14 protein-coding genes are annotated in these 15,275 nt (G+C 37.2%); 1 reads left to right on the top strand and 13 read right to left on the bottom strand.

The window, feature by feature from the left end; translation table 11 throughout:
- Window positions 1-237 precede the first annotated feature (237 nt).
- The 8 genes from A0128_RS20330 to A0128_RS20295 all read right to left on the bottom strand — a co-directional run bounded on the left by A0128_RS20330 (window position 238) and on the right by A0128_RS20295 (window position 7,538).
- Window positions 238-630 (bottom strand): type II toxin-antitoxin system death-on-curing family toxin, encoded by a 393-nt coding sequence (locus A0128_RS20330; RefSeq protein ID WP_069609591.1) that lies wholly within the window; start codon window positions 628-630, stop codon window positions 238-240.
- Window positions 627-839: an AbrB/MazE/SpoVT family DNA-binding domain-containing protein gene (locus A0128_RS20325; RefSeq protein WP_036097069.1), complete on the bottom strand. Its 213-nt coding sequence runs from the start codon at window positions 837-839 to the stop codon at window positions 627-629. The genes A0128_RS20330 and A0128_RS20325 overlap by 4 nt, the downstream gene beginning before the upstream one ends.
- Window positions 840-1,693: 854 nt before the next feature.
- Window positions 1,694-2,266: a hypothetical protein gene (locus A0128_RS20320; protein ID WP_069609590.1), complete on the bottom strand. Its 573-nt coding sequence runs from the start codon at window positions 2,264-2,266 to the stop codon at window positions 1,694-1,696.
- 261 nt (window positions 2,267-2,527) lie between these two features.
- Window positions 2,528-3,139: an SH3 domain-containing protein gene (locus A0128_RS22405; protein ID WP_245667277.1), complete on the bottom strand. Its 612-nt coding sequence runs from the start codon at window positions 3,137-3,139 to the stop codon at window positions 2,528-2,530.
- Between the two features lie 651 nt (window positions 3,140-3,790).
- Complete coding sequence (locus A0128_RS20310) at window positions 3,791-5,182, bottom strand: hypothetical protein (protein ID WP_069609589.1); 1,392 nt, start codon at window positions 5,180-5,182, stop codon at window positions 3,791-3,793.
- A 196-nt stretch (window positions 5,183-5,378) separates the two neighbouring features.
- Window positions 5,379-6,008, bottom strand: a complete 630-nt coding sequence (locus A0128_RS20305; RefSeq protein WP_069609588.1) for a YiiX family permuted papain-like enzyme — start codon at window positions 6,006-6,008, stop codon at window positions 5,379-5,381.
- A gap of 281 nt (window positions 6,009-6,289) precedes the next feature.
- On the bottom strand, window positions 6,290-7,078 hold the full coding sequence (locus tag A0128_RS20300; protein ID WP_069609587.1) for a hypothetical protein: 789 nt from the start codon (window positions 7,076-7,078) through the stop codon (window positions 6,290-6,292).
- Between the two features lie 241 nt (window positions 7,079-7,319).
- A complete protein-coding gene (locus A0128_RS20295; protein WP_069609586.1) occupies window positions 7,320-7,538 on the bottom strand; it encodes a helix-turn-helix domain-containing protein in 219 nt (72 codons plus the stop codon).
- 94 nt (window positions 7,539-7,632) lie between these two features.
- On the opposite strand from A0128_RS20295, the gene A0128_RS22460 reads away from it, so the two are divergent.
- Entirely contained in the window at window positions 7,633-7,980 is a 348-nt protein-coding gene (locus A0128_RS22460) for a helix-turn-helix transcriptional regulator (RefSeq protein ID WP_069609585.1), read from the top strand.
- A 92-nt stretch (window positions 7,981-8,072) separates the two neighbouring features.
- Here the strand turns inward: A0128_RS22460 and A0128_RS20285 are convergent, their stop codons facing one another.
- The 5 genes from A0128_RS20285 to A0128_RS20265 all read right to left on the bottom strand — a co-directional run bounded on the left by A0128_RS20285 (window position 8,073) and on the right by A0128_RS20265 (window position 15,193).
- Window positions 8,073-9,053, bottom strand: a complete 981-nt coding sequence (locus tag A0128_RS20285) for a PD-(D/E)XK motif protein (protein ID WP_069609584.1) — start codon at window positions 9,051-9,053, stop codon at window positions 8,073-8,075.
- Window positions 9,050-11,236, bottom strand: coding sequence for a Z1 domain-containing protein (locus tag A0128_RS20280; RefSeq protein ID WP_069609856.1), 2,187 nt, complete (start codon window positions 11,234-11,236; stop codon window positions 9,050-9,052). The genes A0128_RS20285 and A0128_RS20280 overlap by 4 nt, the downstream gene beginning before the upstream one ends.
- Window positions 11,229-12,785, bottom strand: a complete 1,557-nt coding sequence (locus tag A0128_RS20275) for an ATP-binding protein (protein WP_069609583.1) — start codon at window positions 12,783-12,785, stop codon at window positions 11,229-11,231. Before A0128_RS20275 ends, A0128_RS20280 begins: the two co-directional genes overlap by 8 nt.
- A gap of 1 nt (window position 12,786) precedes the next feature.
- On the bottom strand, window positions 12,787-14,055 hold the full coding sequence (locus tag A0128_RS20270; protein ID WP_069609582.1) for a DNA cytosine methyltransferase: 1,269 nt from the start codon (window positions 14,053-14,055) through the stop codon (window positions 12,787-12,789).
- A 226-nt stretch (window positions 14,056-14,281) separates the two neighbouring features.
- On the bottom strand, window positions 14,282-15,193 hold the full coding sequence (locus A0128_RS20265; RefSeq protein ID WP_245667276.1) for a tyrosine-type recombinase/integrase: 912 nt from the start codon (window positions 15,191-15,193) through the stop codon (window positions 14,282-14,284).
- Between the last annotated feature and the right edge of the window lie 82 nt (window positions 15,194-15,275).

Here is a 15,275-nt window from a genome sequence, read left to right as displayed (position 1 = left end):
AAGAAAAAGCGAAGCGGAATGTCGCCTAACGAAAGAGGCTTCTCGACGTTGCGTCCGCAAGCGCTTGTGCGCGACGCGGTTGGCACGAGGTTCGAGCGACCTTAGTCGCGGCTCGCGAACCGAAGTGACAAAGCAATGTGGCTTTAGCCCGGAGTGAGCGCGAGCGGGAACCGTGAGTCGCGAACGAAGTGAGAAGCCGTAGTTAGACGCTGAAGCCCCTCCTCTATTAAAACAGAATTAAAGTTTTAGCTTTTCGAAAGTCTTTATAATGCTTTCTAATGAAACACTTCCGTCAGCAACTCCGATCGTGACTTCATACAATGAATCTTCTTGATTTTCCATTTCGACTCCGTTTAAATCTAGAAAAATCAGAGCTGAGGCAAGTGCAACTCGCTTATTCCCATCTATAAAAGCGTGATTTTTGCAAAGGTAAAATAAATATGCTGCTGCCTTTTGTATCAAACCAATATGGAATTCTTGATTATCAAATCCAGAAAACGGTTGAGCTATGGCCGATTCAAGAAGACTCTTATCTCTAATTCCGAAAGAGCCACCGTATTCTTCTATTTGGTTCTTATGAATATAAAGAATCTCTTCGTAAGATAAATATCTAATAGAAGTTAAACTCATTCAGCAAGTCGTTTTAGTGTCTTGCCATGTTTCCTATTTATTTTCCCAAGACTTGTTTCTAATTTTCTATCGATAGGGGTGATAATTAAACTTTTACCATCAGTGCTAATATCCAAAGAAGTATCTGAAGTAATATGTAAAAGTTCAAGAATTGGTTTTTCTATAATTAATGCAGAACTGTTTCCGTGTTGAATTAGTTTTTTAACCATACTTTTGCTCGTTGCAACATAGTATACACAACAGTGTTACCGAAGTCAAACCATATTTGGGCTACTAATTTAAAGTTCTCCCCTCGCATTTTAATTTTGTGCTCAAGAATATTTTGGGGCTTTTGCGTCTAACGAATGAAGCTTTCCGACGTTCGCGTTCCCGAAGGGATTGGCACGAGGCTTGAGTGAGTATAAGCGAACGTCAATTGCAAGCCGAGTGACAAAGCGAATGTGCGAAGCCGAAGTGAGACCGAGCAGCTTAAACTGCGAGTGGCGAACGCAGCGGAAAGCGAGAGTTAGGCGGTGTTTGCCCGAACAAAAGCAAACTGCACCTTCTCCGTAAGGGGCGACGAGGCGGAACCCAGAGCATCTGTTACGTTGGCCTTATCAGGAAAACAAATCAAACTTTCTAATGCAGAAGAACCATATTGAGCCAATCCGTCAAGAACGGTTTAATTAAAGCGTCTTCGACTGAGTACAGACTTCGGTAAAGATATCATCTCCCAAACTTGCAATCGCATCCGCTGAAGGCGCCGCCAATTGCGTCATCCGACCCGGGCGAATACCGCCTAACGAAAGAGGCTTCTCGACGTTTGCGTTCCCGGAGCGCCTGCGCGCGAAGGGATTTTAATTCGGTTTGAGTGAGCCTTAGCGAACGTCTTGCAAACCGAGTGACAAAGCAAATGTGCCGAAGGCCAAGCGAGAGTTGCGAAGCAATCTCGGAGCGCCGCGAGAAGCCGCAGTTAGGCGAAGGAGCATGTCTCAATAGCTAAAGAGAGGTCCTACAGTTTTATTAAATTAAACTCATTTTTAATTTGGATGAAAAAAATCGAATAAACCTTCAAGAGGAAGTCTCAATTTAGCTTTTCATAAACAAAATTCGGATTAATAATATGTTTTTCTACTCTATAAAGTACTAACATGTTTATAAATGAGACTATAAAGATTCCCAACCCGATATAAAGAAAAATACTTGAATGAAAGTAAATGAATGAATCGCAATCAGCAATAAAAATACTTAATATTGTAAACTCCCCTATCACTGCTCCGGAGTGCGCTAACGACCAACGATGTCCTAGATAACCTGCTAAATTACTTTTAGCAAAACGATCTGAATATCGAAGTAAAGCAAAATCACTCCAGCCTTTAGCAATTGCATAGAATCTTGGCTTATAATTAGAAACTGCAGTACAAGGCAGTAAAAATAGCAAGGATTCAAAGAATACAAACCATGCATTTCTGTGAACAGTGTGTGCGGTAGCTCCGAGAATCAGTCCGAATAATATAATAGTTTGAAAATTCTTTAAGTGATTTTCCATGAAGCCTGGAATCGCTCCATATCCAAGACCGATTGCTACGAATCCAGGTAAAGAAAACCTAATCATTGAAGACAGATTTCCAAATATTTCTCTTAATATTGTATCCATTAATATCCCTAAAAAAGAAAATTTTCCATGCTCTTTCGCCTAACGAAAGAGACTTCTCGACGTTGCGTCCGCAAGCGCTTGTGCGCGACGCGGTTGGCACGAGGTTCGAGTGAGCCTTAGCGAACGTCTTGCGAACCGAAGTGACAAAGCAATGTGCCGAAGGCCGGAGTGAGCGCGAGCGGGAACCGTGAGTCGCGAACGGAGCGAGAAGTCGAAGTTAGCCGAAGGTTTACATTATTGTATTGTATGACAGTTAGCAATTTAATTTTGCATCTTTGTTAATAACCGACCAGAACCGCCTAAACCACAAGCATATATCATTTCGCCTATATACTCCAATTGATTTACTTTATTAATTCGAAATGGTAAAGTTTTATTTTTGATTTCTGGGCAGCAATGCTCATCCTCTTTATTTAATTTAATAAATAGAAGCCCCGCATCTTTTTCCCATTTAATTCGTGGGGAAACTAGTTCATGACAAAAATTTAATGTCAAAATGCCAACATTTTCTTCTCTGAGTTCTATCTTTCCATAGATGCTGTTATCCGCTCCATAAATACCAATATAATCTCCTTTTATATTCAAGTTCTCCGGAATTCGATTCTCAGAGAGATAAGGCGAAAAAACAAAACCTGAATAATCTTCGAATTCAGCTTTTACCCATTGTCCTTCTACGTCGTCGATGACTGTCGAATTAGTTAGTTTGCCTTGGATTTTTATCTTTGAATTAAAAGGTATTAAAATAATTTTAGTAGAATTTTGCTGCGGTAAATCACGCAAAAATAATCCGTTTCGACTGGCAACGTAGCGATATTCAGATTTATCGCAACCTATTAGGATAACAATTAATAGTGGAATGAATATTATTCTCATAAAATTTATTTGTAAACTTTCGGCTAACGAATGAAGCTTTCCGACGTTCGCGTTCCAGCAAGGGATTGGCACGAGGCTTGAGTGAGCATAAGCGAACGTCAATTGCAAGCCGAGTGACAAAGCGAATGTGCGAAGCCGAAGTGAGACCGAGCAGCTTAAACTGCGAGTGGCGAACGCAGCGGAAAGCGAGAGTTAGGCGGTGTTTGCCCGAACAAAAGCAAACTGCACCTTCTCCGTAAGGGGCGACGAGGCGGAACCCAGAGCATCTGTTACGTTGGCCTTATCAGGAAAACAAATCAAACTTTCTAATGCAGAAGAACCATATTGAGCCAATCCGTCAAGAACGGTTTAATTAAAGCGTCTTCGACTGAGTACAGACTTCGGTAAAGATATCATCTCCCAAACTTGCAATCGCATCCGCTGAAGGCGCCGCCAATTGCGTCATCCGACCCGGGCGAATACCGCCTAACGAAAGAGGCTTCTCGACGTTTGCGTTCCCGGAGCGCCTGCGCGCGAAGGGATTTTAATTCGGTTTGAGTGAGCCTTAGCGAACGTCTTGCAAACCGAATTAAAAAGCAAATGTGCCGAAGGCCAAGCGAGAGTTGCGATAGCAATCTCGAAGCGCCGCGAGAAGCCGCAGTTAGGCGACGATCAAGATGTTGGAGGAGCAGATTTTGGCAATGAGGGTTTGGGTAGCGAGCTACCGATCTGATCTAATATGCTCTTATCTCTCGCATTATATACATAATCTTTTCCAATTTCTTTTTCAAGATATTTCTTCAAGAGTTCCATTCTTAAATATATGTTCGCCTCAAGAACTTTATCTTCACTCACTTCCGTGCCAACAGAGCTATTTTCAGCAATATTTTGAGCAACAATAGATAATTTAGATACAGCCAATTTTTCATTTTGAATATCGAATATTTTTAAAATTAATATTTTTGCAATATAATAACACGATTGAATTATAGCACCAGCTATTAGAACAAAAGGTAATCTAGTTATAAATATATTCGCCACATTTAAATTAGGAATCGTTTTGTAAACCACTGCCAATTCGATCGTGCCATCATATAACCCCGAAAGAATTTGATATATTATATACACTGGAAGCGCGCTTAATGCCGCGTAAATGAATATGTAAAGATTACTTTGTTTAAAGAATGAAGAAAACTCATTTGAAAACATAGATATACTACGTTTAAGACTCTTTAGTTCAATGTTAAGTTTATTTACTGATGCTTGGAGAGATTCTGATTCCGATTTCTTAGTCGATATAGCTGAAATCAGCTTGCTTTCGGAATCATTCAATTGTGTAAGTCGTTCTTCTTTCTTAGAAAGAGTTGCTTCGGTTTCTGCAAGAGCGTCTTGTGCAATTTTCTTATCCTCTACTAATTTTTTCGTTTCAGTGATAATTATATTATTTTCCGCTTTTCTACCATCAATTTCGTTTATCAATTCCCCTCTTGAAACTGCTAATTTGTTTACTTCAGTCGTAATTTTTATTTCAGACTTTTTAAGTTCATCAAGGCTGCCTCTAATTTCAGATAAGGATTCTTTCCTTAACTCAGTAATGCGTTTAAATGCTTTAAATGTGTTTTCGATTTCTCGAATTAAAATCCCCTGAATTTCAACCTTAGTTATTTTAATTGAGGTTATATCCCATAACGGTTTATTACCAGTGAATTGAATTTTATTAACAACCTGATTAATCTCATAAAGTGTTTCTGCTTCATTAATCCGTTCTTTAGGTCTTATTCCGTATTCCTTTCCGTCGGATATGGAGTTGATTAAAAATTCAATTTTATGACTATCTCCCGTTTTCGAAGCCACTTTTATCGCGTTAATAAATATTATTTCTTTAAATTCAATTACATATCGGTTTTCACTTACTTTAAATTCGAAATCTTGATTCTCGGGATCTAACAATTTATACAGTTTTTTATTTCCTGCATAAACATTGCTTAATTCAAAGGGACCGATCTCGATATTGTCGGTTTTATCAATTTCATCAATCGATTTGTTTAATAATTCTTCTTGCATTTAGTTATCCACTTGAAATTTTCTTGATTGTCGCCTAACGAAATATAATTGTCGAAGTTCCGCGCGTCCGAAGGACTTGGCGCGAGTCTTGCTTTGCAAGACGAGTGACAAAGCGGAATTTGGCGTAGCCCAAGCAAGGGTCGCGAAGCGATCCCGCAGCGCAGCGACAATTTTTAGTTAGGCGTAGTTGCCAAACCTACTTGTGATTAATTACCGTTACTAATTCCGAAGAGTCAAACATATCAACAGGTGAAATAACTGGTTCCGAATATGGAATACTATTCCCATATCTCTTTTTCATCAGATGCTGCGCTATAGGAGAAGAAAGGTCGAAATCTTTTAATGTCTTTAATTCTCCCAACTTTTTACCTGTGTATTTATCATACAACTTCCAGATAAGCTCAGTACAATAAATTAAATTATCATCCCAACCAAAATAGATATCATAGTGTTTACCTAATAGAGAATTCCCATATTTTTTCATCTGAGCGATCTTCTCATCAGTAAGGATATTCTCCCGATCTTTCAACCTTTTTATAACAAAATGTCCTTTCTGACTACGTTTAATAAAAGATGACAGCGGGGTAATTTTTACTGGCTCTACTGCCTCTAAGACTTTAAATTCATTCTTATATTTAAAGATTATACCAGCATGCGTGTATCGAGATTTTGTTGCTAACTTAATCGCTCTAGCTTGTTCAGAGTTCGATTCATGAAATATAATATCGCCTTCCATTAGCCTTTGAGATAATTCATCGTTTGCCAATAAAGCAGGCGATAAAAAGAAGAACAATAGAAGCGAAGTTATAATTCTATGCTTATTCATTATTAACCTTTTTAGAGCGATTTTCTTTGGCAATTACGCCTAACGAAATATAATTGTCGAAGTTCCGCGTGTCCGAAGGACTTGGCGCGAGACTTGCTTTGCAAGACGAGTGACAAAGCGGAATTTGGCGAAGCCCAAGCAAGGGTTGCGAAGCAATCCCGCAGCGCAGCGACAATTTTTAGTTATCTGCTGTGCCGCGCCCCGAATTCTAACCGGCGGCGCCAAGGATGGCGAAGCCGGTTAGGGAATGATAATAAATTCAAAAATCTTAAATATCAATGTTATATGGGGGATACATATTTTATCAAAACATTATTTATATTTTGAAGCTGAAGGCCTGTAATCTCTATCAAATGTTTAATGACGACATCAGTTTTAATAATTGAAATATCGGCTTCAGTCTTATCATTGTTAATTGTAAAATCAATCGCTATACCATTGAGAGAAAACTCAAAGCGATCTAGATGACGTGTCACTTTACTAAGAGGACTCCCACTCATGCAATGTAAACTTACTCCATTTCCGTCCTTATCGATTCTCGAAATTCGGAAATTTAGAACTTTACCTTTCGTATTTACATAATCTGCTTCGATAAAGCGAGGTCCATAGCTAACATCTTTGTCAAATTCGGAAACTATAAATCTATCCTCAGGAAAACCAGATATAAAATATTGCACCTTCTCTTCTGTAGTTTCTGATAATTTTTCTCCTACAGTAACTTTCAAACTTGTGTAAAGACTATTTCGTAATGAGTCCTCTAACAATGATCTCTCAAGATGATAAACACAAATATCCCCTGGGGATGCATCGCTTGGCGTATACGCAAGCATACTTATAGGAATACTATAGAAATCTTTCTTACCTTGATGAGAAAGTGGCACATATATATCAGTCCGTCCTTCATGCTCAATAGATTCACGAACATGATTTGCAGTCACCAAGAACATTCTTTCTTCCCATTCAATCAATACACCCGTACCAAATAATGTAGGGTGTTTTTCATCCATCTTAGGGGAACATATAGGCAGTATATATGGAAATAAGTAAGGGTCTGTCTGTTTTTCGTACATAAATCTTACCAATGAAATTAGGAACTTAAAAACCTGGATAGAAACGCTAATGATTGATCTTTATTCAAGCTCTTTCTTCGATTTGAATACTGAATGATCAAATCCTTAAAATTGTTTCTCTCTTGTGGAGAAAGATCTAATAGATTTCAAATAATGTCTAACCGGCATAGCCAAGGAAGGCGAAGCCGGTTAGGAAAAGCCAATAAAATTGCTATTTAAGATTTACTCGTTTATACAATTTTCAAATATCCAGAAAATCTTTTGGTTTAACCTTTAATCGCTTAGAAAGCTTGAAAATTGAGTTAGCTGTAAAATTAGCCCTGCCCGCTTCAATATCTTGCAAAGTTCTTACAGGAACAGCGTAATCGCCTTCATCCATATTTTCCTGAGTAAGCCCTTTTTCCTTACGAATGCTCTGAATATTCTTTCCGACTTTTAATAAAAATTCTTCAAAATCCACACACGGTATATTGCGTCATGGTTGACAAAATGTAAACGCGGCATACCGTGGGTCATATATTCTTTCGAGATTCGTGCTCCCAAAAGGCCCACTTATGACGAGAAAATCCAAAATCAAGTCTCAAAGTGCTACCTATAGACAAACCAAGTCGAAAATCATGGAGAGAATTTCCGAGGAAGAGAAGAAAGCTTTCTATCATCAGTTAAAAGTAGCTAGAATAGAAGCAAATCTTACCCAAGCACAGGTTGGCAAAATGATCAAAAAGAGCAGAAGTCAAGTTTCAAAGATAGAATCCGGTAAATGCAGGTTATATATGGATGAATTCTTAAAGTTTATGAAGATTTATAAAAAATCCCCATTCTTCTTCTATTCTGTATTTACGACAAATGAGGTCATTAAATCACAGAAGAGGGCCCGAGTAAGATCTGCGAAGCAGTTTTAACGAGGGCAATTCGAAGCGATGTTAATGAAGATTCGGTGTTCCGATCGCGAAGCGTTCGGGTAGACAAGTTCGTAAGAACCATGCAAGACTCTTTAAAGAACTGAGATCACTTTCAACAATTCATCTTTGTTTTTTAAAGAGGGTGAAATAGGCTTAATATTCGATAAATCACAATCGAAACGAATCTTAGATAGTTCATTCGGTATATTATGCTGAATGCAGGGAATATCTACTATGCTATATATTTTAGTAGATTTCTTTGAAAACTCAATATCAAATTTAAAGCTATCTATATGTTGCCAGTTTTTCCCGACTGACGAATAGATTATTTGATCAACTTTTATAATTGAATTCGAATCTCCTTTTAAAGATTTTCTAATCGCCTCAATCAATTCACGAATATTTGTTCCTCGTGAATTTTCCTTCATAAGAATAGAAATAACAAATGATTGGCGAAATGGATCGGGTTTAAGCTGCTCGTAGTTAAAAGAATGTCGACGAAAGTTACTAAGAGTACTTTTAACTTCAAGATTTGTAGAACTATTCTGAAAATCGAAAATATTAGATGGAATTTCGTGCCAAGAAGAAATTAATAATCTTTTGTCCAAAGATTCATTTATTAAAAAAAGTTCTGCCCAAAGACCTTGAACAGATTTTTTTGGTTCTTCGTCAATACAGATAAAAAGATCTACAATCTTTCTGATAAATAAGTTAATCTCTTCTTCTGACGGTTGTTCCTTAATAACCCTAAGTAACGACAGAATAATTTCAAAAAAATACTGATGAAGTAATTGATCTAACGAAGTGCACTTGATTATAGTAAAATAATCTTCAAATTCGTTCTTCTCAAAGATTTTACAATACACATCATGTACAACAGATAAATTCTGAAGCGAAATAGGTAGAAGTGACCTTGACGATTTTTTAATATCGATAGATATTAAAAAGTAAGGGAGACCTTCCTTGTCTTTTCCGACACGATAGATTGAACTTTGAGATAATTTTTTAGTAAAAATACATTCGCTTTCATTCTCAACATTAATTGATTCAAATAATTTGAGAAGTTGGTTCATTTTACCTGCTCTTGATATATCAGTTCAGTCGAATACTTCTTCGGAATTCTAAAAGCCAGCGTTGGAACATTATAAGCAATTATCTTGTCATTTTTTTTGATATTTAAAATATGAATTTGAATATTAGTTTTCTCTGGATCGAATACTTCTCGATCTCCTGGATAAATTCGTCCCCTTTCCTCTCTTGGAGAAACAGGATTCGCACCCATATATAATTGTTTAATTGAATCGTCATTATCGACGCTTCTTTCTCTGGGCTTTCCCGCTGACATTAAATAAACTCGGCAAAGTTCATCTGGATTTTCATCAAGAATGTTTCTTAATACAATTAAAAAAGCAGTAACCCGTTGTGAATCTTCAATGTGAGCAACATTAAATCGGGCGAGCAACTCTTCCATAAGTTGACTTAAGCTAAAATTATCTAAAATTAAGTTCTTTTCAGATACTAAAGGAGAAGATCCATCCTCAGTAAAATTATTCTTCTCTATAAATTTTTTAACAATGTCATAATTTGCTTTATAAGAATCTGTTGAATCATGAGGCACATCTATTTGATGCCACACGTCATTAAATGATAATCGAACATAATCTAAATGCAAAACATTGGATCTCGTAGGACGCAAGGCGTTATTAAGAAAAAATAAACGCTTCCATTCGTTTAATGACTTTTTATTTTCATTCAATTCAATCATTTGCCTTCGGATATCTTCTTCATGCTTAACATAACCTTCATAGGCTTGTCGCACTGCCTCTCCAAGAAAAACCTTACATAAACCTATATATGATCTCTTGTATCCAAAAAAGCGAGCTCTTTGTTGAAAGGTATCTGCATTTCCAACTCCTAACATTCTAGGCATATAAGTTACTGTAAGACCTTCCACAGTAAATCCTCTATCCATTGCCTGACCGCCAACTAAGATGTGAGAATAAACGGAACTCCAGTCAACACTTGGAGTCTTTCCTTTTGAGGCATTCAGTGGCTGAACATTAGTTTTTCTGATCGAATATACTAAAATATTCTCAATTTCCCCAAACGAGGGGATATCCTCGTTGTTTATTTTGATATCGTTATAGACAGCTTTAAAATCTTTTATCAACTGAGTCCGTTCATCAGATTCGCTCGTCAGCTCTAGTATACTTTTCCATTCATTTTTTATAATATTAATCCAAGTTGTATAATCGCTATGCTTAATAGTCTTTTGGGAGGGATGAACCATCATTGATCTATTACGAGCATTTTTATTTATCTCCCCAATAGCCACGCCAATAAAAAAATATCTCATTGCTTTTAATAGACTTTCTGGAGCACTTTCAAACTCGCTTTCTGCATTTGGAATATCTTGTTCAGGGATATCTTCGATTAAGTGAGGATTCTCAATGAAAAATTCTTTTCCACCGGTATATTCTGAACCAGGAGTCAGGACTTCTACAAAGTTAGGAGAAAGAGTATCTATAATATTTATGAGTAAAGGTGCTTGCGGAGTTGCTGTATATTGAAGAAATGAGTGATTTTTAAAGTGGCTTCGAAGACTTAACATTCTTTTATAAGTAGTCGATTGCCCATTGTTTTTGACCTTTGTATTTAAACTTGCCTGATCTGCCTCATCATCAATAATTATTGCTGAACTTCCGCTAAAATCGATATGAGAAAACAGGCGGTTTAGTTTTTCGAGATGACGATGGTTTTTCATAACAACAATCAATATTGTTTGCTTATTGCCTTCTGGAACCGACGAATCTTTCCAATCATCAAGTGTGTCACGCAAGCTATTCCGATCATTATCAGTTGGATTTTCGAAATATCGCCATTTTCGATCGGATCGAGAGACAAGTCTTAAATCATTCTGAATTCTATTCTTTGATTGATTAAAAAGTGGCACTGAGATGCCTGTTATTAAGATGATAACCTGGTAATTATTGTCTCTTGCAAGGGCAGACAGCGTTGTAAATGACATTGTCTTTCCACTCTGAACATACCCAATAACCAATCCCGTACTATTCCCAGTATTTCCAGCTAAAGGAGGAACACATTTGCTTAAGATCGAAAAAGCTTCTTTTTCAATCTTTTCCTTACTTGCAGGAAGATTTAAGTGCGCAATAAGCTTGGTTGTTTCTTCACCAATAATAGGTCGCCAGTTTGGAGAATTGTTATTTAATACTTTGACAATTTGCTGATTAGTCACTTTCAACTTCCTCGATGGGCTTGGATAAAACTTGCCTCAAAATTTCATTTATATTTCGACGTACACTTGAAATATCTCTTGAACTGCTATCTTTGGAGACTATCTCCGCAAGGCTTATTGCTGCTGCAATTCTTAATAAGGGCTCAATCTCTTTTGCAGTAAATCCAGAATAATTCTCCATAAATGGATGAGCATGAGAAATACTAAGCGTTATCTCCCGTTGATATTTTCCAGAAGTTTTACGATCCACTTTCAGTGATAGCCAATCATTAATCGATGGATCGTTTGTATTTAAAATTTTAATAAACCATTTTAGGCCTTTGAAATCTAATTCAAATTGTTTATCAGAAACAATCAAATCAGTCGTTTCTAAATTTACTCCATCAGCAGTATAATCACTTTCAATTAACTTAGCATATACTGGAGGAAAATTACTTTCTATGGAACTTGCCGTGTTTTGAGAGGCATTCTTTGCTCCCTTTTCAAGATCCTTTTTGAATACACGATGTTCTCTTGTCTGTTTGATTAACTCTAATGGTGGTTTATTTATTTCTTCTCTAAGAAGTCCAATAAATGGGCCTTCATTTTCGTCCCAAATAAATCCATCTTTTGTATGACTTACTTCAAAGCCATCTAAATGTAATTCGCCATAAAGTCTCTGGTAAGTAAAGCTATTGGGTTGGCCAAAAATTTCTACAGGACGATATGTATCGTCTAAACTACCCATGATTAGGCGATTTCGCCTAAATAATGAAAACCCTGACTTCGAAGCATTCGCCCTTTCGCGAATTGCCGCAAATCCGCTTACTTTAAGTCCATTACCTAAATCGAAAGTTATTTCCTTTCGCCACTTTAAACTTGGTCCTTTCAAATCTTTGTAGCTTGGTGCGACTAAAATCTCCGGCTCCGAATATTGTAATTTTTCGCCGCAAAATTTTATTATTATTTCATCATTACGAAGATAGACTCGATATATGCTTTCTATATGTTCTTTTATCTTCCCCTTTGAGCGAGATTGAATCGGGTTATTTAAATTGATTAATTCAATAGTTGTAAAATGCGCAATACTACTAGTGCTTTTAGTATGAAGTTCAAGATCTTCAATGTTCTCATCAACGATCTTCTTGAGATTGAAATGTGCAAACATTTCTTTTCCTTCGTCCAAGGCAATACTTCTTACCGTCCATTCAGAAGCAAACCAGCAAGCAGCACTCTTCATACCCATCCCAAATTCAGATAATCCATCCTTGTTCGGTGGTAATGCCGCAGGCTTGAACGCCCTTTCATAGTCCTTTTCATGTATACCCGCAGCGTTGTCCCGAATCACAATTCTCTGTTCTTCATTGGAACCATTAATCTCAATATCGATAATCAGTTTGTAATTTTTATTTTTACTAGTTAATTTCTCCTTATAATTTATATAGCTTTGTATAGAATTATCTACAAATTCAGCAATAGCATACCACGGTTTATAATTGAGATGACTAAGGACTGAAAGTATTCCGACTCCTGGTCGTATATTAACTTTAGTTGTTTCATTAACGCTCATCTTAGTATCCGGCTTGAGATAAAGTACTCTTTGCTATTATCTCTACGATGTTTGCATTAACGGCATTGCCTAATGCTCTAAATTTTCCAGTATTAGATTCAGGAAGGTATTTCAACTTATCAAGACTTTGTAATTTTAAGCACTCTTCAAACGTAATGTGCCTTTTTTCCCAGCCTATAATAGGTAATTGTTGTGTAGTCATGGAAATTAGAGCAGGAGACGTTACAGGCCTTTTTACTCTTACCCCAGAGGCTCTAAATTGTATAAGATTGTCCCAAATAACTCTATTTTCACCTTTGCAGTTCCATTCAAATTTTTGAAAGCTACTTGGAAATTTTCTAATAGAGTTAAGCCAAGGCTCTATTATAGATCTGTTTTGCTTATAAAATTCCCTATTTCTTTTTATAAAGTTAATTTTCCATTTTGGAAACTTTTGTTTATCTGTAATAGCATAGGAAGGGAGTAGTGAAATATAGTTATCTTCATTAATATTTTTCAGACTATCACCAAATACGCCTTTATACTTTCTCAATTTACTAAGTCCTCTTTTCAAAGGGACTTCATCTTCGAAAGGATAGTCTGCCCCAAACTCCATAGCCCAGATTGGACTTATAATCTCTGTCTTCTTTGGTAACTTATCTAAAAGTAGTTGCCAAGTGCTGATGCAATCGATTTTATTCTGCGATAATTGCTTTGCTTCTTTTGGAATTGGATCTAAAATAGAACGTATTGAGAGCCCATTCTTTTGTTTTTGTTTGGGCCAAGTAAAATCGCTGATCAATTTCTTCGTGCATACAATATATACTCTCTCTCTAATTTGCGGAATACCGTATAAATGAGGTGAGAGGACATTGTGATTAACGTTATACCCTGCAACTTCTAGTTTCTTTACTATAGAATTCCAAGTATTTCCTCCGTCATGCTTCACTAAATTTGGAACATTTTCGAGAAAGACAAACTTGGGACTATGTATTTTGATGATTTTATAAACGTATTCAAATAAATCGCCATATTCTGGACAATCAAACCCCTTTTGAAAGCCAGCTTTGGAAAATGGTTGGCACGGAAAACCTGCACATAGAATTTCGTGCTTTGGAATTGATTTTAAATTTATCTTTCGGATGTCTCCTTCTGGCCAGATTCCAAAATTATTAAAATATATTTCCTGAAGTTCATTGTCTATCTCACATGCATAAACACATTGATGCCCTAATTTTGTAAGGGCAATATGGAAGCCACCAATTCCCGCAAATAAATCTACAAATTTCATGAATACGTATAGAACCTCTCTTAGTAATTTCGAATGATAATTAAAAATGCTAAAGCTTTTTAATCAAATAGATCGATAATCGCCTGCCACGGACGGCAGGCGCTATAATGGAAGGGGCGCGGCATGGCAGATAACTCAAACTATCTGAGTGTAAAATAAAATCAGCACTGGCGAACTTCGTATAAAACCCCAAAGACGCTATAATAGCCGAAGGGCGTATAAACGCCTAATTCTTTTTGAGATTTAGAAGGTCGAGAGGGCTTGCAACTTGGGTGAGGCGAACTTGGCTGACTCGAGTGTAGAGTTCCGTGGTCCTAACGCTTTTGTGGCCCAACAAAAACTGAATGTGTTTAATGTTGGTGCCGGCTTCGAGAAGGTGCGTTGCAAAAGCGTGACGAAGGCCATGGATGCTCACGTTTTTTTTGATTCCGGCTTTCTTACTTGCCATCTCGAAGATTTTCTCCGCAGTTCGAATGTGAATATGTTTGGACGGATCCTGTCCGGGAAAAACCCATTCTTCGTAAGGATGGACCAAACGAAATTCTTTCCAGAGAGAGGCGCAAGCCTGAGAGAGCATCGTAAAACGATCCTTCTTCCCTTTTCCTTCCCTTACTTTTAAGCTCATCCTCGTTTCATCAATGTCTTCGGGCCTCAGTTTTACGAGTTCACTCACCCTTAAACCGCTCGCGTAACAAAAAGAAAGTAAAAGCCTATGTTTGGGATTTGGAAGTGCGGTAAGAATATTATAAACTTCTAAAGTAGAAAGAATGTCCGGAAGTTTTTGTTCTCTCTTGGGTCTTGAAAGATTCTTAAACCAAGGTTTTCCGAGATGAATGCCAAAATAAGAATTCAAAGCTTGAATTCTTAAGGAAATGGTGGTAGCACTCAAGTGCTTTTCCAGAAAGGAAACTTCGAGAAACTTTAAGACGTCTTTCTTTTCGATCTCCTTCGGATTCTTCCCAGACCATCTCAAAAGTGAGATTACGTTTGAATAATAGGATTGAATCGTTCTCCTGGAAGCATTCTTCAACCGCAGAGCTTTGATCCAACTCCGGAGTTCCAATTCTCCCTTGAGTTCTACCTTCGAAGAATCTAACTTTTGGAAAACTTCTAAGGTCGACTCTGAAAACGGAAGCACCCAATGTTTCCTTATCGGGTCCCATTGGACCTTCGGGAGCTTTCTTACGAACTCAAAGGCTTCCGGATCATAGGGATGCCGA

It is taken from the genome of Leptospira tipperaryensis, assembly GCF_001729245.1.
GTDB classification, from domain to species: domain Bacteria; phylum Spirochaetota; class Leptospiria; order Leptospirales; family Leptospiraceae; genus Leptospira; species Leptospira tipperaryensis.
Note: the sequence above shows the minus strand (reverse complement) of the source record. Positions and strands in the feature narration are given on the sequence as shown.

Coding starts and splice junctions, on each gene's coding strand:
- A0128_RS20300 (WP_069609587.1), bottom strand. CDS start 7,078: ATGTACGAAAAACAGACAGACCCTTACTTATTTCCATATATACTGCCT.
- A0128_RS20320 (WP_069609590.1), bottom strand. CDS start 2,266: ATGGATACAATATTAAGAGAAATATTTGGAAATCTGTCTTCAATGATT.
- A0128_RS20310 (WP_069609589.1), bottom strand. CDS start 5,182: ATGCAAGAAGAATTATTAAACAAATCGATTGATGAAATTGATAAAACC.
- A0128_RS22405 (WP_245667277.1), bottom strand. CDS start 3,139: ATGAGAATAATATTCATTCCACTATTAATTGTTATCCTAATAGGTTGC.
- A0128_RS22460 (WP_069609585.1), top strand. CDS start 7,633: ATGACGAGAAAATCCAAAATCAAGTCTCAAAGTGCTACCTATAGACAA.
- A0128_RS20275 (WP_069609583.1), bottom strand. CDS start 12,785: ATGAGCGTTAATGAAACAACTAAAGTTAATATACGACCAGGAGTCGGA.
- A0128_RS20285 (WP_069609584.1), bottom strand. CDS start 9,053: ATGAACCAACTTCTCAAATTATTTGAATCAATTAATGTTGAGAATGAA.
- A0128_RS20330 (WP_069609591.1), bottom strand. CDS start 630: ATGAGTTTAACTTCTATTAGATATTTATCTTACGAAGAGATTCTTTAT.
- A0128_RS20270 (WP_069609582.1), bottom strand. CDS start 14,055: ATGAAATTTGTAGATTTATTTGCGGGAATTGGTGGCTTCCATATTGCC.
- A0128_RS20325 (WP_036097069.1), bottom strand. CDS start 839: ATGGTTAAAAAACTAATTCAACACGGAAACAGTTCTGCATTAATTATA.
- A0128_RS20305 (WP_069609588.1), bottom strand. CDS start 6,008: ATGAATAAGCATAGAATTATAACTTCGCTTCTATTGTTCTTCTTTTTA.